Source organism: Aeromonas sp. R1-2, assembly GCF_040908505.1.
GTDB lineage: Bacteria > Pseudomonadota > Gammaproteobacteria > Enterobacterales > Aeromonadaceae > Aeromonas > Aeromonas veronii.
The window spans coordinates 18,122-35,315 of record NZ_JBFODU010000020.1; the positions used below are offsets into that span (position 1 = coordinate 18,122).

17 protein-coding genes are annotated in these 17,194 nt (G+C 59.5%); 4 read left to right on the forward strand and 13 right to left on the reverse strand.

Annotated features, from left to right (window positions below; translation table 11 throughout):
- Nucleotides 1–13 precede the first annotated feature (13 nt).
- From alaS to pncC, 4 genes are all read right to left on the reverse strand, one after another.
- Complete coding sequence (gene alaS, locus AB5Y76_RS08015) at nt 14–2,638, reverse strand: alanine--tRNA ligase (protein WP_005336056.1); 2,625 nt, start codon at nt 2,636–2,638, stop codon at nt 14–16.
- Nucleotides 2,639–2,933: 295 nt separating this feature from the next.
- The gene (locus tag AB5Y76_RS08020; protein ID WP_101530905.1) at nt 2,934–3,443 is read right to left on the reverse strand and encodes a regulatory protein RecX; all 510 of its coding nucleotides are present in this window, start codon (nt 3,441–3,443) and stop codon (nt 2,934–2,936) included.
- A gap of 44 nt (nt 3,444–3,487) precedes the next feature.
- Nucleotides 3,488–4,552 carry a recombinase RecA gene (recA, locus tag AB5Y76_RS08025; protein ID WP_005348744.1) on the reverse strand — a complete coding sequence of 355 codons (1,065 nt, stop codon included), beginning with the start codon at nt 4,550–4,552 and terminating at the stop codon, nt 3,488–3,490.
- Between the two features lie 80 nt (nt 4,553–4,632).
- Entirely contained in the window at nt 4,633–5,124 is a 492-nt protein-coding gene (gene pncC / locus AB5Y76_RS08030) for a nicotinamide-nucleotide amidase (protein ID WP_201954125.1), read from the reverse strand.
- A 322-nt stretch (nt 5,125–5,446) separates the two neighbouring features.
- On the opposite strand from pncC, the gene mutS reads away from it, so the two are divergent.
- Nucleotides 5,447–7,966, forward strand: coding sequence for a DNA mismatch repair protein MutS (mutS, locus tag AB5Y76_RS08035; protein ID WP_236368273.1), 2,520 nt, complete (start codon nt 5,447–5,449; stop codon nt 7,964–7,966).
- Between the two features lie 76 nt (nt 7,967–8,042).
- On the opposite strand, the gene AB5Y76_RS08040 is transcribed toward mutS, so the two are convergent.
- The 4 genes from AB5Y76_RS08040 to AB5Y76_RS08055 form a co-directional block, all read right to left on the reverse strand.
- Nucleotides 8,043–8,906: a patatin family protein gene (locus AB5Y76_RS08040; RefSeq protein ID WP_263718101.1), complete on the reverse strand. Its 864-nt coding sequence runs from the start codon at nt 8,904–8,906 to the stop codon at nt 8,043–8,045.
- Between the two features lie 277 nt (nt 8,907–9,183).
- Nucleotides 9,184–10,083, reverse strand: a complete 900-nt coding sequence (locus AB5Y76_RS08045) for a hypothetical protein (protein ID WP_263718103.1) — start codon at nt 10,081–10,083, stop codon at nt 9,184–9,186.
- A 74-nt stretch (nt 10,084–10,157) separates the two neighbouring features.
- Complete coding sequence (locus AB5Y76_RS08050) at nt 10,158–10,847, reverse strand: LrgB family protein (RefSeq protein ID WP_005341581.1); 690 nt, start codon at nt 10,845–10,847, stop codon at nt 10,158–10,160.
- Nucleotides 10,840–11,241 (reverse strand): CidA/LrgA family protein, encoded by a 402-nt coding sequence (locus tag AB5Y76_RS08055; RefSeq protein ID WP_088868378.1) that lies wholly within the window; start codon nt 11,239–11,241, stop codon nt 10,840–10,842. Before AB5Y76_RS08055 ends, AB5Y76_RS08050 begins: the two co-directional genes overlap by 8 nt.
- Before the next feature lie 134 nt (nt 11,242–11,375).
- Between AB5Y76_RS08055 and AB5Y76_RS08060 the strand changes: the two genes are divergently transcribed.
- Entirely contained in the window at nt 11,376–12,260 is an 885-nt protein-coding gene (locus tag AB5Y76_RS08060) for a LysR family transcriptional regulator (protein WP_103252113.1), read from the forward strand.
- Here AB5Y76_RS08060 and AB5Y76_RS08065 read toward each other — a convergent pair.
- From AB5Y76_RS08065 to ybaK, 3 genes are all read right to left on the reverse strand, one after another.
- The gene (locus tag AB5Y76_RS08065; protein WP_263718107.1) at nt 12,254–13,138 is read right to left on the reverse strand and encodes a transporter substrate-binding domain-containing protein; all 885 of its coding nucleotides are present in this window, start codon (nt 13,136–13,138) and stop codon (nt 12,254–12,256) included. The two genes, AB5Y76_RS08060 and AB5Y76_RS08065, sit on opposite strands and share 7 nt — an antisense overlap.
- A 112-nt stretch (nt 13,139–13,250) precedes the next feature.
- On the reverse strand, nt 13,251–14,042 hold the full coding sequence (locus tag AB5Y76_RS08070) for a hypothetical protein (RefSeq protein ID WP_263718109.1): 792 nt from the start codon (nt 14,040–14,042) through the stop codon (nt 13,251–13,253).
- A 116-nt stretch (nt 14,043–14,158) separates the two neighbouring features.
- On the reverse strand, nt 14,159–14,623 hold the full coding sequence (ybaK, locus tag AB5Y76_RS08075; RefSeq protein ID WP_005336092.1) for a Cys-tRNA(Pro) deacylase: 465 nt from the start codon (nt 14,621–14,623) through the stop codon (nt 14,159–14,161).
- A gap of 218 nt (nt 14,624–14,841) precedes the next feature.
- Here ybaK and AB5Y76_RS08080 point away from each other — a divergent pair, with 218 nt between their 5' ends.
- Together AB5Y76_RS08080 and AB5Y76_RS08085 are read left to right on the forward strand one after the other, a co-directional pair.
- Nucleotides 14,842–15,258, forward strand: coding sequence for an N-acetyltransferase (locus tag AB5Y76_RS08080; RefSeq protein WP_263718114.1), 417 nt, complete (start codon nt 14,842–14,844; stop codon nt 15,256–15,258).
- Nucleotides 15,258–15,809 carry a GNAT family N-acetyltransferase gene (locus AB5Y76_RS08085; protein WP_263718252.1) on the forward strand — a complete coding sequence of 184 codons (552 nt, stop codon included), beginning with the start codon at nt 15,258–15,260 and terminating at the stop codon, nt 15,807–15,809. Before AB5Y76_RS08080 ends, AB5Y76_RS08085 begins: the two co-directional genes overlap by 1 nt.
- 140 nt (nt 15,810–15,949) lie before the next feature.
- On the opposite strand, the gene AB5Y76_RS08090 is transcribed toward AB5Y76_RS08085, so the two are convergent.
- Both AB5Y76_RS08090 and AB5Y76_RS08095 read right to left on the reverse strand, forming a co-directional pair.
- Nucleotides 15,950–16,354, reverse strand: coding sequence for a hypothetical protein (locus AB5Y76_RS08090; protein ID WP_263718116.1), 405 nt, complete (start codon nt 16,352–16,354; stop codon nt 15,950–15,952).
- Nucleotides 16,355–16,365: 11 nt separating this feature from the next.
- The gene (locus tag AB5Y76_RS08095) at nt 16,366–16,905 is read right to left on the reverse strand and encodes a Panacea domain-containing protein (RefSeq protein WP_263718117.1); all 540 of its coding nucleotides are present in this window, start codon (nt 16,903–16,905) and stop codon (nt 16,366–16,368) included.
- Nucleotides 16,906–17,194 lie beyond the last annotated feature (289 nt).

The window sequence follows — 17,194 nt, forward strand, 5'->3', positions numbered from 1 at the left end:
TCACCTCGCCCGATTACAGGCGCTCTTCCAGCCAGGAATGAACGGATTGCAGCGCTGCCGGCACCGCCTCAGGCTGGGTACCACCCGCCTGTGCCATGTCCGGACGGCCACCGCCCTTGCCACCCACCTGCTGGGCAACCAGATTGACCAGTTCACCGGCCTTGACCTTGCCGGTCAGGTCGTTGGTGACGCCGGCGATCAGGTTGACCTTGCCATCGGCACAGGTGGCCAGCAGTACGACACCGGACTTCATCTGGTTCTTCAGCTCGTCCAGCATGCCGCGCAGGGATTTCGGATCGGCCCCTTCCAGCGCTGCAACCAGCACCTTCTGACCGTTGATCTCGATCACCTGACCCAGCAGGTCGTTACCCGCCTGAGCGGCCAGCTTGGCCTTGAGCTGCTCCAGCTCGCGCTCCATCATCTTGGCCTTGTCCAGCATCTGGCGAACCTTGTCGGCGATGCAGAACTGATCACCTTTCACCAGTGCAGCAGCCTCTTCGATCTGCTCGCCAACCTGATGCATGAAGTCGATGGCCGCTTTGCCGGTCACCGCTTCGATACGGCGCACGCCAGCTGCGATACCGCTCTCGGCGATGATCTTGAAGAAGCCGATATCGCCGGTGCGCTTGGCGTGAGTACCGCCGCACAGCTCGGTGGAGTAGTCGCCCATGCGCACCACGCGCACGTCGTCTTCATATTTTTCACCAAACAGCGCCATGGCACCGGCGGACTTGGCCGCTTCCAGATCCATCAGCTGGGTGGTGATTTCGTGGTTGGCGCGGATCTGGTTGTTGACCAGCTCCTCGACCCGGCGAATGGTCGCCATGGTCAGCCCCTCGAAGTGGGAGAAGTCAAAGCGCATGCGCTCGGCCCCAACCAGAGAACCTTTCTGGGTGACATGCTCGCCCAGAGCCTGACGCAGGGCAGCGTGCAGCAGGTGAGTCACGGAGTGGTTCAGAGCGATGGCCTGACGACGGTCAGCGTCAACCACGGCTTCCACTTCGGCGCCCTTCTCCAGGGTGCCCAGCTCCATGTAACCCTTGTGGATGATCGCCTTGCCCGCTTTCAGGGTGTCGGTCACGGCAAAGATGCCGTCGTCCACTTTCAGGGTACCGCTGTCGCCAATCTGGCCGCCGGACTCGGCGTAGAAGGGGGTCTCCTCCAGCACGATGACCGCTTCGTCACCGGCGATAAGACCGCTCACCTCTTCCACACCCTTGTAGATACCGACCACGCGGGTACGCTCGGTCAGAGTCTTGTAACCGGTGAAGGGGGTCTCGAAGTCGAGCTTGAGCATCTCGTTGTAGTTCACGCCGAAGCTGGAGGCCTCTTTGGCACGAGCACGCTGCTTCTCCATCTCGGCCTTGAAGCCCTCTTCGTCGATGCCGATCTCGCGCTCGCGCACCACGTCGGCAGTCAGGTCGGCCGGGAAGCCGTAAGTGTCATAGAGCTTGAACACCACCTCACCCGGAATAACCTTGGCATCGCCCAGGTTGGCCAGAGCATCTTCCAGCAGCAGCAGACCGCGATCCAGCGTGCGGACAAACTGCTCTTCCTCGATACGCAGCACGCGCTCGACCAGCGGCAGCTGGGCGATCAGCTCGGCAGCGACATCCTTCATCTGCACTGCCAGCTCGGCAGCCAGTTTGTAGAAGAAGACATCGGTCGCACCCAGCTTGCGACCATGACGCACGGCGCGGCGGATGATGCGACGCAACACATAGCCACGACCTTCGTTGGACGGCATCACGCCATCTGCCACCAGGAAGGCGCAGGAGCGGATGTGGTCAGCGATGACGCGCAGGGACTGGTTGCTCAGATCGGTGGTGCCGACAATCTCGGCCGCTTTCTTGATCAGCGCCTGGAAGATGTCGATTTCGTAGTTGGAGTGGACACCCTGCATGATGGCGGAGATACGCTCCAGACCCATGCCGGTATCCACGGACGGACGGGGCAGCGGCTCCATGGTGCCGTCAGCCTGACGGTTGAACTGCATGAACACCACGTTCCAGATCTCGATGAAACGGTCACCATCCTCTTCCGGCGAGCCGGGACGGCCACCCCAGATGTGATCGCCGTGGTCATAGAAGATCTCGGTGCAGGGACCGCACGGGCCGGTATCGCCCATCGCCCAGAAGTTGTCGGAAGCGTAAGGGGCACCCTTGTTGTCACCGATGCGGACGATGCGATCGGCCGGCACACCGACCTCTTTTTCCCAGATATCGAAAGCTTCATCGTCAGTCGCGTAGACGGTCACCAGCAGGCGATCTTTCGGCAGCTGCAGCACCTCGGTCAGGAAGCCCCATGCAAACTTGATGGCATCCTGTTTGAAGTAGTCACCGAAGCTGAAGTTGCCCAGCATTTCGAAGAAGGTGTGGTGACGAGCGGTATAGCCGACGTTTTCCAGATCGTTGTGCTTACCACCGGCACGCACGCAACGCTGGGAAGTCGTCGCGCGATTGTAGGCACGCTTGTCTGCGCCAAGGAACACGTCCTTGAACTGGTTCATACCCGCGTTGGTAAACAACAGGGTCGGGTCGTTATGCGGTACCAGCGAGCTGGAGGAGACAACCTGGTGCCCCTGGGAACGGAAATACTCGAGAAACGCAGCGCGAATCTCTGACGTGGACATATACATGGAAAATCCTGCTTGATTCGAATACGGACTTTTAACCGCATTAATGTAAGTTTTCTGCGGGGTAAAGTAAAACGGACAGGGCCGCCACGGGCGAAAAAGCGCACATAAATGGGCCAGAAAAGAGCGGCACCGCCTACAGTGGCTTTTTCCACTGTCGAGAGGCAAAAAAGCAGCGCATAAAGAGAGATGAGATGAACAAAAGGCCGCTTTTTCGGGATTGTGCGCGCAAGCTACTGTACGGACAGGAAAAACCTGCCACAAGGAGAGGTGAAACGACGTTTGCCACGCAGTGGCGTTACTCCTCCCGCTCCTGCAGGGCAGAGATGGCATAACGGGCCTGATCCTGGGTAAAGCCGCGCCCCAGCAGATACTTGAGCCACTTCATCCGCAGCTTGAAATCCGCCAGATCGGCCACCCGGGCGCGCCGTTCGAGCAGGGCAAACGCCAGTTCGAACCAGTCCAGCTCCGGCTGATCGAATGCGGCATCAATCTGCATATCGTCGAGCCCCTTGCGGCGCAGATCGAAGCGGATCTTGATGGGGCCATGGCCCTTGGCGGCACCGGCACGTACAGCCATACCGCCGTAACGTTCGTCATTGACCCAGTTGTAACCGCGGCAGTAGTCGACCACCGCCTCGATCACCTCTTCATTGAAACCCTGCTGGCGCAGCCGGTTGGCCAGCTCCGACTCGGCGCTCTCGCGACGGGCCAGACTGCGCATGGCAAAGGCGCGGGCGGCGGCAAGCTGCTCTGCAAAGGTCGGTTCGGCAGGCTCGACCGGTTCGGTAACGGATTCATCAACCATCATAAATAACAAGGCCGGGTATCTACCCGGCCTTCCTTTGTTCCTTATTCGAACTCTTGTTCACTTTCGGCATCGAACTCGTCTGCCTCAACCGGTGCAGCCTTGTCATCGACTGGCACGGCACCGGAGAGCAGCAGCTCGCGCAGGCGGGCTTCCACTTCGCCAGCCATCACCTTGTTCTCGGCGAACAGCTTCATGACGTTGGCCTTGCCCTGACCGATCTTCTCGCCGTTGTAGCTGTACCAGGCACCGGCCTTGTCGATCAGCTTGTGCTTGACACCGAGATCCACCAGCTCGCCCTCTTTGGAGATACCGGCGCCGTAGAAGATCTGGAATTCAGCCTGCTTGAAGGGCGGGGCCACCTTGTTCTTGACCACTTTGACGCGGGTCTCGTTACCGACCACTTCGTCGCCTTCCTTGATGGCGCCGATACGACGGATATCCAGACGCACGGAGGCGTAGAACTTGAGCGCGTTACCACCGGTAGTGGTCTCCGGGCTACCGAACATGACGCCGATCTTCATCCGGATCTGGTTGATGAAGATGCACAGGCAGTTGGCGTTCTTGATGTTGGCAGTCAGCTTGCGCAGCGCCTGGGACATCAGACGAGCCTGCAGACCAACGTGGGAATCACCCATCTCCCCTTCGATTTCCGCTTTCGGCGTCAGGGCCGCCACGGAGTCGACGATGATGACGTCAACCGCGTTGGAGCGAACCAGCATGTCGCAGATCTCCAGCGCCTGTTCACCGGTATCCGGCTGAGAGATGAGCAGGTCGTCGACGTTGACGCCCAGCTTGGCAGCATAGATAGGGTCGAGAGCGTGTTCCGCATCGACGAAGGCACAGGTCTTGCCCTTCTTCTGGGCTTCGGCGATCACCTGCAGGGTGAGGGTGGTTTTACCGGAAGATTCCGGGCCGTAGATCTCGACGATACGGCCACACGGCAGACCGCCGATCCCCAGCGCCACGTCCAGCGAGAGGGAACCGGTAGAGATGGCTTCGATATCCATGGTCTTGCTGTCGCCCAGACGCATGATGGAACCTTTGCCGAACTGCTTTTCAATCTGACCCAGCGCAGCCGCCAGTGCCTTCTGTTTGTTCTGATCCATGCCAATCTCCGCTGGAAATCGTGAGTAAGAAGTGAAGTTGGGCTAAGTATACTGTCTATTCATACAGTATCAAGCCCAATTTATCTGAGCAGGGCCAACAGACCCGACAAGGCCTGTCTCACCGCCTGCTGGCGCACCTGTCGGCGATCCCCGTCGAAGCGGGCGAGCAGGGAGTGGTGACGGCCGTTGCGGTCGGCCCAGGCGAACCAGACGGTGCCGACCGGCTTGCCCTCGGTGGCGCCACCGGGGCCGGCGATGCCACTGATGGCAACGCTGATGGAGGCAGACGAGTGCGCCAGCGCGCCGCGGGCCATCTCCAGCACCACCGCTTCGCTCACTGCACCGTGCTGTTCAAGGCTCTCGCTGCTCACCCCCAACATCTGCTGCTTGGCCTCGTTGGTGTAGGTGACAAATCCGCGATCGAACCAGCCGGAGCTGCCCGCTATGTCGGTGATAGCGCAGGCCACCCCACCGCCGGTACAGGATTCGGCGGTCGCCGCCAGCCAGCCCCGCTGGCCAAGGGCCCGTCCCAGCTCGATGGCAAGGTGCTCTATCTCTGCATCCAGTTTCATCACGACTCCTTCTGATCCGCTCAAGGGGCACATTATGCGATCCCGCTAGCGCCGCCCGCAACCACGGCAGACCGCCCTTGCCTGCCGCAATGTGAGGTGCTGCACCGGAGTCATGCCTTCAATAGCGCAGAGCAGCTGCGCCCGGAACACCCGCTCCCCCGCCGCGGCGCTTATGTGTAGAATGGCGCCATCAAGCTCAAGGCTCATCACCGCAGACATTGGCCCGCAGAGGCCCCTTCTGGAACAGAACATGACCGCACAACACCAAGCCAGCGGCGCCACAAGCTCCGCTCCCAGCGCCAATCTGAGCGCCCACACGCCCATGATGCAGCAGTACCTTGGCCTCAAGGCCGAGAACCCGGAGATCCTGCTGTTCTACCGGATGGGCGACTTCTACGAGTTGTTCTATGACGATGCCCGCAAGGCCTCCCAGCTGCTCGATATCTCCCTGACCAAGCGCGGCCAGTCGGCGGGCAGCCCCATCCCGATGGCGGGGGTGCCCTATCACGCTATCGAAGGGTATCTGGCCAAGCTGGTGCAGCTCGGCGAATCCGCCGCCATCTGCGAACAGGTGGGGGATCCCGCCACCAGCAAGGGGCCGGTGGAGCGCAAGGTCATTCGCATCATCACCCCGGGTACCGTCTCCGACGAGGCGCTGCTCAGCGAGCGACAGGACAACCTGATCGCCGCCGTCTATCACGATGGCCGCCGCTTCGGCTACGGCACCATGGACATCGGCTCCGGCCGCTTCTTCATCAACCAGTTCGAGAAAGAAGAGACCTTACTGGCTGAGCTGCAGCGCACCAATCCGGCCGAACTGCTCTACCCGGAATCGTTCGAATTCCTGCACCATATCGAGGGTCGCCGCGGCCTGCGTCGCCGCCCAGAGTGGGAGTTTGAACTGGGCACCGCTCGCAAGCTGCTCTGCCAGCAGTTCGGCACCCAGGATCTGGTGGGCTTTGGCGTCGACAAGAGCGAGACCGCCCTGTGCGCCGCAGGCTGCCTGATGCAGTACGTCAAGGACACCCAGCGCACCGCACTGCCCCACATCCGCAACGTGCGCCTCGAGCAGCCGGATCACGCGGTCATCATGGATGCCGCCACCCGCCGCAATCTGGAGCTGACCCAGAATCTGGCCGGTGGCTATGAAAATACCCTGGCCGAGGTGCTGGATCGCACCGCCACCCCCATGGGCAGCCGCCTGCTCAAGCGCTGGATCCACCAGCCGATCCGCGATCGGGTGATCCTGAAAGGCCGCCAGAGCACCATCAAGGAGCTCATCGAGCAGAACCTCTACGACGAGTTGGGCAACCTGCTGCGTCAGGTCGGTGATGTGGAGCGGGTGCTGGCGCGTCTCGCCCTGCGCTCGGCCCGCCCGCGCGATCTCACCCGCCTGCGTCAGGCCTTCGCCCAGTTACCTGAGTTGCAGCGCCTGCTGGCGGACAACGAGCACGAAGCGGTGCAACAGCTGGCCGAGCGGGCCAGCACCTTCCCCGAGCTGCTCGACCTGCTGGAGCGCGCCGTGATGGAAGTACCGCCGGTGCTGATCCGCGATGGTGGCGTGATCCGTGACGGCTTCAATCAGGAGCTGGACGAGCTGCGGGATCTCGCCAACGGCGCCACCGCCAGCCTCGCCCGCATCGAGGAGCGGGAAAAACTGCTGACCGGCATCAACACCCTCAAGGTGGGTTACAACAAGGTGCACGGCTTCTATATAGAGGTGAGCCGCGCCAACAGCCATCTGGTGCCGGCCCACTACATCCGCCGTCAAACCCTCAAGAACAACGAACGCTACATCATCGATGAGCTGAAGAAGTACGAGGACAAGGTACTCACCGCCCAGTCCCAGGCGCTGGCGCTGGAGAAACGGCTCTACGAAGAGCTGCTCGATGCCCTGCTGCCCCATCTCGGCGATCTGCAGGATTCCGCCGCCGCACTGGCGGAGCTGGACGTGCTGGCCAACCTGGCCGAGCGGGCCGAGACCCTCGACTACCGCTGCCCGACCCTCATCGATGAGGATCAGATCATCATCGAGGCGGGCCGCCATCCGGTGGTGGAGCAGGTGATGACAGATCCCTTTATCGCCAACCCTATCCGGCTGGAGCGGGAGCGGCGGATGCTGATCATCACTGGCCCCAACATGGGCGGTAAATCCACCTACATGCGCCAGACCGCGCTGATCGTGCTGCTGGCCCATATCGGCGCCTTCGTGCCCGCCGACAGCGCCCGCATCGGCCCCATCGACCGCATCTTCACCCGCATCGGGGCGTCGGATGATCTCGCCTCCGGCCGCTCCACCTTTATGGTGGAGATGACCGAGACCGCCAACATCCTCAACAACGCCACCGCCCGCAGTCTGGTGCTGATGGACGAAATTGGCCGCGGTACCAGCACCTACGACGGCCTCTCGCTGGCGTGGGCCTGTGCCGAACAGCTGGCGAGCAAGATTGGCGCCTACACCCTGTTCGCCACCCACTACTTCGAGCTGACCCGCTTGCCGGAGCTGATGAGCGGGCTGGCCAACGTCCACCTGGATGCGGTGGAGCACGGCGACACCATCGCCTTTATGCACGCGGTACAGGAAGGGGCGGCCAGCCGCTCCTACGGCCTGCAAGTGGCGGCGTTGGCTGGGGTGCCGAAATCGGTGATCCAGCAGGCCCGTCACAAACTGCATGAGCTGGAGAGCGCCACTCCGGTCGCCGCCGGTGAAAGCCGCCCGGCTCCGGTGACCCTCGCCCCGCAGCCTCATCCGGTGGTGGAAGAGCTGGAAGCGGTGCGCCCGGACGAGCTCACTCCCCGTCAGGCACTGGACCTGCTCTATCGGCTCAAGCAGATGCTGTAAGCAGCGACTACCGCACAAGCATGCAAAAGGGGAACCGCGAGGTTCCCCTTTTTATATTCAGCACCCGGCAAACCAGTCAGGCCACCGCTCGCGCCTCTCCACGGGCCCGCAACAGACTCTGGCGCCCCTGCCAGTAACCCTGCAGATAGCCAGACTCCAGCTTGACCGGATCCTGGGTAAAACGGGAAACCATGAAATCGGCCGGTGGCGCGATCACCTCGATGTCGCAATCGGCAGGGGGATTGGCGATGAAATCGAGTGCTCGGTTGTAGGCGCGATCCCGCTCCAGCATGGCTTGCGCCAGCGCAGGCTGGGTTTTCAGCAAGGCTTTGACCATCCAGCAGAAACGGGCCGGCTTCTTGCGATATCCCCAGGGTTCCGACAGCACCACTGTCATCCGCCGCGCCCCGCGCCGATAGGCCTCGATCACCGGAATGGAGTCGCTGATCCCGCCATCGGCCATCGGGCGGCCATCGACGCAGGGGGTTTCGTGCTGCACCACCGGCAGAGCGCAGGTGGCAGTCAGCACCTCATCCATGTTGTCGGGCCGCACCGGCAGATAGATGGCCTTGCCGCTCGCCACATCGGTCGCCACCGCGTAAAAGGGAATGTCGCGGGCACAGAAGGTCTCGAGATCGAGCGGGAAGCGATGGCGACTGGCCTGCCACAGCCAGCCGATGTCCACCAGATCGCCCCCTTTGACGAAACGCAGGGGATCGAGAAACCGGGAGCTGCAAGCCAGCTCGGTGATGATGTGGTGACTGCGGCGCGGCTGCTCGCTCAGATAAGAGACCAGATTGGTGGCACCGGCCGAGACGCCCATGACGAAATCGAACGGGTAGTGGTGACTTTCGACAAACGCATCGAGCACGCCGCTGGCAAAGATGCCGCGCATCGCGCCCCCTTCGACAATCAGGGCGCAAGGGTGGGGATTAAACATAACAAGGCTCCGTCAGCTGTAATACCTGCCGGGATCGATCCCGGCCCAGTGATGGACGCCTTCATGCAGAACATCAAGACGCCGCAGCAGGACGATTCAGGCTCACTCGCACAAGCCAGAAGCGGGCAGGAGCAAACCTGAACCGTGAAGCGACCCCCAGTATATGCAGCGCACCAACCTTCAAAAAATGAATTTAAATAATAAAAAACATGCCTTATTGGCATGATTAAGCACATCAGCAGAGACGGCCCTTTATCCGCTAACAGCACCATCAGGATCAAGGCAGCCCGGGCCCGAACGTCCCGTCAACGGGGTTGTAGTGGTAGGCACGATAATCAAAGTCCACCTTATCAAGGCGCGGATTGGCCAACTCGAACAACAGGCGTCTGGGGAGCTGCGCCTGATCGAGGGAAGGTTTGAAGTGGCGCAGCCAGAGCTGTTGCAACGAGCCATCCCGCCACGCCAGCTTGAGCCCGACCGAGAGGCGGCGGATGGCGGCCTGATTATCCTTGTGGGTGTAGAAGAGGTGGAGGAAGGGATAGTGCAGCGCCACTCGCCGATCCACGGTGAGACCGGGCAGATCACTGTGCTGCTCCTGCTCGATAAAGAGCTCGTTGGCCCCGCGGCAAAACAGATCGATGCGACCGCGCGCCACCAGCTTGAACAGCCGCTCGTAACCGTCGATCTCCTGCACCTTGAAACCCCCATGACGCAGGATCTCAGCATCCTGCCAGCCACGCCCCTGCCCGTGCAGAAATTGCTGCAGCTCGGCCAGGGTATTGACCCTTGCCAACGCGTCGGCCTGCTGCGGGCTGACGAAGCAGATGCGATAACCGAGGATGCCCAGCTCCACCGGAAAACGGACGTAATCCAGCGCTCCGCTCTCTGCGGCCGGACGCAGACTGTCGGCCACAAACAGATTGGGGTATTGCTGAGTCTGCACAATCTGTCGCATCCGGATACGGTTCATCGGCGGCGCGGTCCGCAGCTCGTAGTCACCGAAGCTATCGCGGGTCTTCTCCAGCGCCAGCTGCAACAGATCGCGAAAATAGAGGGTACGCAAGTCCCGATCGCTCTCGGGGCTGATATGAGTGATGACGTCGCTCGCCCGTAGGGGAGTGGCAAGGAGGGAAAGACTGCACAGCAGCAAGCAGGAAGCGAGGCGATGAAAGGTCATACTGCTCATCCCGGAAATACAGGCTCACTAGAGTGTAGCGCCGGGGCGAGCAGCCTTCTAAAGGGAAGCCAGGCCTACCAGAACATCCGGCCCAGCAGGGGCGCCAGCAGCACGGTCACCATACCGGCGATCATCATCACCATGCTGGAGACCACCCCCTCCTCATTCCCCATCTGATAGGCCCTGGCGGTGCCGGCGCCGTGGGCCGAGGCACCAAAACCGGCACCCTTGCCGAGGCGACTGCGAATGGCCAGCACGGTCAGCACGCTCTCCCCCACCGCCATGCCGATGACACCGGTGAGCACCACAAACAGCGCGGTAAGATCGCTCTGACCGCCGATGGCGCGTGTCGCCTCCACCGCAAACGGCGTGGTGATGGAGCGCATCGCCAGACTGCGTTGCAACATGTCGGAGAGATCCAGCCAGCGGGCCAGCAGCACGGTACTCCCCACCGCCATGATGACCGAGGCGACCACCCCCACCGACAGCGACAACCAGTGGCGACGTATGAGCTGGCGGTTCTCGTAGACCGGCACCGCGAAGGCGACGGTGGCGGGGCCCAGCAGCCAGAGCAGCCAGTGGGATTCCGCCATGTAATCCTGATAGGGGATGTGGAACAGCAGCACTACCGCCACCAGCAGGGTCGGCGCCAGCAGCAGCGGCATCAGCGGCAGAATGCGTTTCTTGCCATAGAGCCATTTGCTGGCGTAGTAGAAGAGCAGGGTGAGGGCGAAGCAGATCAGCCCGAGCAGGGTATCAGACATGACGGCGACTCCGGCGGGCCAGTTTCAGTTCGAGGCGGTAGACCCGGTCCACTACCAGCGCAGTAGTGCCGAGCACCAGCGTGGTGCTCACCAGCAGCACCACCATGATGCGCCACCCCTCCTGCAGCAGCAGATCCTGATAGTTGACCACCGCGACTACTGCGGGCACGAAGAAGAGCAGCATCTCGGCCAGCAGCCAGCGAGCACCCGCCTCAAACCACTGCGCCTTGACCACCCCGAGCAGGATACAGGCCAGCAGCAACAGCATGCCGGTGAGGTTGGCGGGTAGCGGCAGATGGAGGGTACGCACCGCGGTATCGGCCAGCAGCCAGATGGCTGCCAGCAACACAATCTGGAAGGGTGTCTGTAACCAGCGCAAACAGAGGGCTTTCATGATCATCGTCTTTCTGTGAACCGGCTCACAGTATAGAGTTGAGCAAAACCTGCCAGAAATGAATTAAAATTATCGAATTCATGCCACATAGGCATACTTCATCCCGTACCCGCCAACACGAGTCGAGAGAGTCCATGGATATTCGCGCCCTGCGCTATTTTGTCGAACTGGTGCGGGAAAAAAGCTTCACCCGCGCCTCTGAAAAGCTGTTCGTCACCCAGCCCACCATCAGCAAGATGATCCGCAATATCGAAGAGGAGCTGGGCCAACCCCTGCTCAACCGGGAAGGGCGCCGCTTCACCCTGACCGACAGCGGCCAGGTGCTGTTCAACCGTGCCCAGACCATCTTGGCTGAGATGCAGCAGCTGGAGGCCGAACTGGCGGATCTGCAGAGCCTGCAACATGGTCGCCTCACCCTCGGCATTCCCCCCATGGTGGGTCACGTCTATGCGGATCTGATCCGCGCCTACCGCACCCGCTATCCCAAGGTGGAGCTGACCCTGGTGGAATACGGCGGTCGCCGCATCGAACAGGCGGTGCTGGAGGGGGAGCTGGATCTCGCCATCACCATGCTGCCGACCAAAGAGGGGGGCGCCCTCAGCGCGCTGGAACTGGATCAATACCCGATCCGGGTGGTGCTGCCGGATCAACCGCGCTGGCATGGCGAGGCACCGCTGCGGCTGGAGTCCCTGCAGGAGGAGCCCTTCCTGCTCTATACCCAGGCATTTACCCTGAGCGAGCGGTTGGAACAGGCATGTCAGGAGGCGGGCTTTGTGCCGCAGGTGGCGGCGCGCAGCAGCCAGTGGGATTTTCTCACCGCCATGGTACGCAGCGGCATGGGGGTCGCCTTCTTGCCGGAGCCGGTCTGCCACCGGCTGACCCCGGATGGTCTGGTGCTGCGACCACTGGAGCCCGAATTGAGCTGGCGACTCGGGGTGATCTGGCCGAGCGAGCGCTATCTCTCCCGCACTGCCGAGGCCTGGCTGGCCCTCTGCCGCCAGCGGCAGGCACCTCAGTAATCGCCGAAGCGATCGGTCTGCGGATTGTAGAAGTAGGGCCGGTAATCGAAGCTGATCCCGTCGAGGAAGGGGTTATCCAGTCGCAACAGTCGGCGTTGGGAGAGCTTGGCAAAGGCGATGGCCGGGCCAAAGCTCTTGCGCCACAGCGCCTGTAGTGAGCCATCCTGCCACGCCAGCTGCAACCCCCGTTCGACCCGCTTGAGCGCCTCGCGATTGTTGGGATTGGTGTAGAAGACCCGAGGCAGCGGGTAGTAGATCAACAGCGCATCATCCACCAGCAGATCCGTCATCTCCTTGTGGGTCAGCTGCTCGCTGCGCAGCTCGCTCACCCCGCGGCAGAAGAGATCGAAGCGACCCCGCGCCACCATTTTGAACAGCTTTTCGTACCCCTCCACCTCCACCACCTCCATCCCGGCGTAGCGCAGGATATCCACATCCAGCCACCCCTTGCCCTGACCGAAGGTAAACTGGCGCAGCCCCTTGAGGTCGGTCACTTTGCTCACCGCCGCCTTTTGCTGCGGGCTGACAAAACAGATGCGGTAGCTGACGATGCCCAGATGGATGGGAAAACGGACATAGGCGAGCCCCAGATCCTCGCGGGTGCTGCTGTAGCTGTCCATTACAAAGAGGTTGGGATAGCTGTCGAGCTGCATGCTGACCCGCTCGCGCGCCTTGGTCATGGGCGGCGCAGGCTCCAGCAAATAGTCGCCAAACTGGTCGCGGGTCTTGTCGAGGGCGAGCCGCAGCAGCTCCCGATCATAGGTGGTACGCGGATCTCGCTCGCTCTCCGGGCTGATATAGGTAAACCGGGTGGCCGCCTGTCCGGTCAGCGACAACACGCAGAGCAGAGCGGCAGCCAGCAGATGCAGGGGTGACATAAACCACGCCTTGGCTGAAGGGGGTACTTTCAGTGTAGCCCTGAGCGTGGGCACTCGGCCCTGCCACCACCCCACGCTCTCCTCCCCTTTTCGGCCAGTCGCATCCATCAGCCTACTCCCCCACCGGAGGTGTGCTTCTGAGCGATGTTGCATAACGCTGATAGGCAGCAGAGTCGCGCACCTGCTCGATAGCATCCCACACCTGCCGGCTTTGTCGGGGATGGGCCTGATAGAAGCGGTGAGAGAAGACCAGATAGTAGGGCTTCTCCACCAGCACCGGCGACAACCGCTCGATGCGAGTCTGCAACGCGGGATGGGCCGCCAGAATACTGTCAGCCACCTCGGTCTGGATGGCGGTCGCCTGCGCCCGATCCATCACCAGCTTTTTCAAAATGATCAGCGGGTCACGGCTGGAGTCATCCACCTCGGCTCCCGCAGCCTGCAACAAGTCGACGATGGAAAATCCTGACTGAGCAGCCACCACGCCATTGACCCTGAGGGTGGTGCCATCCCACTGGCTCTTACCCCCCTTGAGCTGGTAGAGACTGTAACTCTCTGTCAGCAGCCGCTTGGCAGGGTCGGGTTTGCCCTCACGCATTGGATAGACCCCCACTGTGGTCGCCCGCTCGACGCTATAGCTCATCTTGATGGCCGCATCCATCTGGCCACGGCTCACCTGAGAGAGGCAGCGCTTCCACGGCAGCGGTGTCAGCACGATCTCGGCATCAAGAGCGGTAGCAACCGCCTTGAGGTGATATTGCACAACCCCCTCCCCCGATTGCAGCAGCCAGGGGTAGGAGTCACTGTTTTCAAAGCAGGTACGCAGCGTAAAGGCAGGAGCCGCACCACCGGTGGCAGGCAGCAGCAACGCGATAAAGAGCAGGGAGCGGGCAGATGCGCGCATGGGCCATATCCTTGGCGGCAATTATTCCATCTCCACTATATCAGCCAGGAGTGAGCCAACAAGGATACATCCGGGCCACCACCGGCCCGGAGAGCAGGTTCACACCGTGCCCGGTACTACTCTTCGCCGATAGGTGCGGCGATCCACTTCATCAGCGTCAGCATATCCTGCGGCGCCACCCCCACCGAGAGCCCGCGCTTGCCGCCGCTCACCAGGATCTCGTCAAACTGCAACGCCGACTCGTCGAGCACGGTGGGCAGCAGTTTCTTCTGGGCCAGCGGGCTGATGCCGCCCACCTTGTAACCGGTCAGCTTCTCCGCTTCCGCCGGTTTCATCATCTCCACCTTCTTGAGGCCGGTCGCCTTGGCCAGCTGTTTCAGACTGCACATGCCGGATGAGGGAACGATGGCCACCACCGCCTGCTTGTCGTGATGGGCGACCAGGGTCTTGAACACCTGCGCCTCCGGCAGCCCGAGCTGGGTCGCGGCATGCTTGCCGAAATCGTCGTGGGCTTCGCACTCGTAGGGGTAGAGCTTGTGGGGAATTTTTAGCTTCTTCAGCAGGTTGATGGCAGGAGTCATGATGGATGCCTTGAATCGAATCGCATAAAAACAAGGCCAAACAGTCTGCGCCTCACTCTGGGGTGATGCAAGGGGGATGGAAGTTGCAAGGGCCATTGACTGGCCGCCATACCATGCACGCTTGGTGGCGAGCGACCAGAACACTTGACCAGACAGAGTCCAAACGGGTATTGCTTTAACCCTTTGACGCCGCCACAACCCATACCGCAGGAGCCCATATGCAACTAACCCTACCCCAACCGCCGCAAGAGGATGAGTTCGCAGCCCTTCGCAATGGACTGAACGGTTTCAACGAGGCCGCTGCCGGCCACCACTATCGCGAGCGGATCGCCAGCTTTATCAAGGATGCCGAAGGGGGTGTGCGAGGCGGTATTCTGGGGGAGATAAAATGGGGCTGGCTCCATATCGAGGGTCTTTGGGTCGATGATGCCATCCGCCAAGCTGGCTGGGGCGGCCGCCTGCTCGACGCCATGGAGCAGTACGCCCAAAGCAAGGGCATCAGCAACTACCATCTGGAAACCACCAGTTTTCAGGCCCTCCCCTTCTACCAGAAGCAGGGTTACGAAGTCTTTGGCCAGCTGCCCGATATGCCGCCGGGGCATATCAGTTACTTTCTGAAAAAGCAGGGCAAGTGATGACATTCCAGCGCCTTGCCAACACCCAGATCGTAATCCGCCCATTCGAGCCGAGCGATGCCGACGAGTTTGTCCGCGCGGCCCACGAATCCATCGAGACGGTCGGTAAATGGATGAGCTGGTGCTCCCAGTCATTTACTCGGGAAAGCGCGCTGGAGTGGTTTGCCAGCTGCGAGCAGGATCGCACGGCAGGACGCGCCTTTGACATGGGTATCTTCTGCGCCACCACCGGCCAGCTGTTGGGTGGCGCAGGTATCAACCAGCTGTCGCCCCATCATCGTTACGGCAATATCGGCTATTGGGTACGCCAATCCCGCCAAGGATGCGGTATCGCCCGACAGGCGGTCGCCCTGCTCCGTGACTTTGGCTTTCAGCAGTTGGGACTATTTCGACTGGAGATCGTGATGGGGGTTGGCAACAACGCCAGCGAAGCTGTTGCCATCGCTGCAGGGGCCGCCTTTGAATGCCGGGCAAGGAACCGTATCTTTCTTCATGGCCAGCCTCTTGATGCACATATCTATGCTCTTATTCCAGCTGACTTGCTTCTGTGACAGGATGCATTGAGGTTCATCACAATCTCCGTCCTCCCCTCAGCCAGTTAGCCCTCCATGTAACAGTCAATATAGTAGGCACCAAAATATTTCGTGCGAACATATTATTGTGAATACTTTTAAATTTATGAACTTAATTTTTAACCATTCTTTTTGGTTGGGGTTTTTATTTCTTTGTAGAAATTCTTAACTCGCATTGGAGTGCACTTAGAATCGTTAATGCCTGATGCCATTTTATCTACTAACCATGCCGGTATACGACTATTAACATTGGATTTATTGGAAACGATCACTTCTAACTCTGACTCATCAATCAACTCACATTTTCTATACACAACATAGGATTGATTTCTAAACCTATTATGTAAGTTTTTAAGATCAGCTGGTTTAATCACACATGTAGAATCAAAGCTAGCTTTCTTAGTATCATATGTAGTAATATTCGCAATTATTACCTTCGAATCCTTTGCATCTGTCAAAACAAACCAAGAATGTTCACCATTCAAACCTTTATCCCACTGAAATGAAAAGCCTCTGCTATACATAGAAAATCCATTTATCGATAATAATTAATGTCTTGAACAATATTTATTGCTTCTTCCCTATCAACACCATGAGCATGAAGAATAACATCAATTGGGAGTGGCTTAGCTCGACCTTCTGGAAAATTCCACTCGGGGCAGAAGTTATTATTATGAGCATACCTAACTATTTCATTAGTAGTCATCCCCCCTAACTCATTGAAAATTTCATCTAGTATTTCCATCTCAATTTCAGCAAGATAATCATGTTGACGCACAGAATCTCGCCTTAGATTGATTTCTTTAACTGGATAGCCACCTTCATTCTTATTGGTTGGATTTTCGAAAACCGATAAGAATTCTTCTGGACAATGATTAATAAGATCTAGACTAGATGAAAGGATAGGCCCTCTGTTCATAATGTAATAACTATCATCTGTTATTGGAAAGCCTGTATCCAATAAAGCTTTTCGATCTGCGAAGTACATCAACTTCATTAATTTGACATCGGTAGTCACCCCCCCGAGTTTGTTAACAAAGTAGTGCATAACGTCTAGAGCTTTTTCAACATTCATAAAAAGTCCCAGTGAGGCTTTACTTTCCTGCTGAAACTCTATACTGAAATCCACCTAAAATAAATAGTGATTTATTATATTTACTCTCTCCCTCAACAGCTTCGGGGACGCTTTGGAAAATGCGGAAATAGCCCTGCCAATTTTACAGCTGTACGAGCCTCCTCCAATCCCCGCAGAGGAAAAGGCAAAGTTAGGCGCATGACCAAAATCATGGTGCAGATGCAGTTGACAAGTTGCCGTCACCAGCCTGTTTATTGGCAGTGCAATGCGCTCCGCTTATTGCACCCTA

Bases quoted from the DNA above. Each gene is read 5' to 3' on its own strand.
- alaS (WP_005336056.1), bottom strand. From the start codon at position 2,638: ATGTATATGTCCACGTCAGAGATTCGCGCTGCGTTTCTCGAGTATTTC.
- AB5Y76_RS08020 (WP_101530905.1), bottom strand. From the start codon at position 3,443: ATGGTTGATGAATCCGTTACCGAACCGGTCGAGCCTGCCGAACCGACC.
- recA (WP_005348744.1), bottom strand. From the start codon at position 4,552: ATGGATCAGAACAAACAGAAGGCACTGGCGGCTGCGCTGGGTCAGATT.
- pncC (WP_201954125.1), bottom strand. From the start codon at position 5,124: ATGAAACTGGATGCAGAGATAGAGCACCTTGCCATCGAGCTGGGACGG.
- mutS (WP_236368273.1), top strand. From the start codon at position 5,447: ATGATGCAGCAGTACCTTGGCCTCAAGGCCGAGAACCCGGAGATCCTG.
- AB5Y76_RS08040 (WP_263718101.1), bottom strand. From the start codon at position 8,906: ATGTTTAATCCCCACCCTTGCGCCCTGATTGTCGAAGGGGGCGCGATG.
- AB5Y76_RS08045 (WP_263718103.1), bottom strand. From the start codon at position 10,083: ATGACCTTTCATCGCCTCGCTTCCTGCTTGCTGCTGTGCAGTCTTTCC.
- AB5Y76_RS08050 (WP_005341581.1), bottom strand. From the start codon at position 10,847: ATGTCTGATACCCTGCTCGGGCTGATCTGCTTCGCCCTCACCCTGCTC.
- AB5Y76_RS08055 (WP_088868378.1), bottom strand. From the start codon at position 11,241: ATGAAAGCCCTCTGTTTGCGCTGGTTACAGACACCCTTCCAGATTGTG.
- AB5Y76_RS08060 (WP_103252113.1), top strand. From the start codon at position 11,376: ATGGATATTCGCGCCCTGCGCTATTTTGTCGAACTGGTGCGGGAAAAA.
- AB5Y76_RS08065 (WP_263718107.1), bottom strand. From the start codon at position 13,138: ATGTCACCCCTGCATCTGCTGGCTGCCGCTCTGCTCTGCGTGTTGTCG.
- AB5Y76_RS08070 (WP_263718109.1), bottom strand. From the start codon at position 14,042: ATGCGCGCATCTGCCCGCTCCCTGCTCTTTATCGCGTTGCTGCTGCCT.
- ybaK (WP_005336092.1), bottom strand. From the start codon at position 14,623: ATGACTCCTGCCATCAACCTGCTGAAGAAGCTAAAAATTCCCCACAAG.
- AB5Y76_RS08080 (WP_263718114.1), top strand. From the start codon at position 14,842: ATGCAACTAACCCTACCCCAACCGCCGCAAGAGGATGAGTTCGCAGCC.
- AB5Y76_RS08085 (WP_263718252.1), top strand. From the start codon at position 15,258: ATGACATTCCAGCGCCTTGCCAACACCCAGATCGTAATCCGCCCATTC.
- AB5Y76_RS08090 (WP_263718116.1), bottom strand. From the start codon at position 16,354: ATGTATAGCAGAGGCTTTTCATTTCAGTGGGATAAAGGTTTGAATGGT.
- AB5Y76_RS08095 (WP_263718117.1), bottom strand. From the start codon at position 16,905: ATGAATGTTGAAAAAGCTCTAGACGTTATGCACTACTTTGTTAACAAA.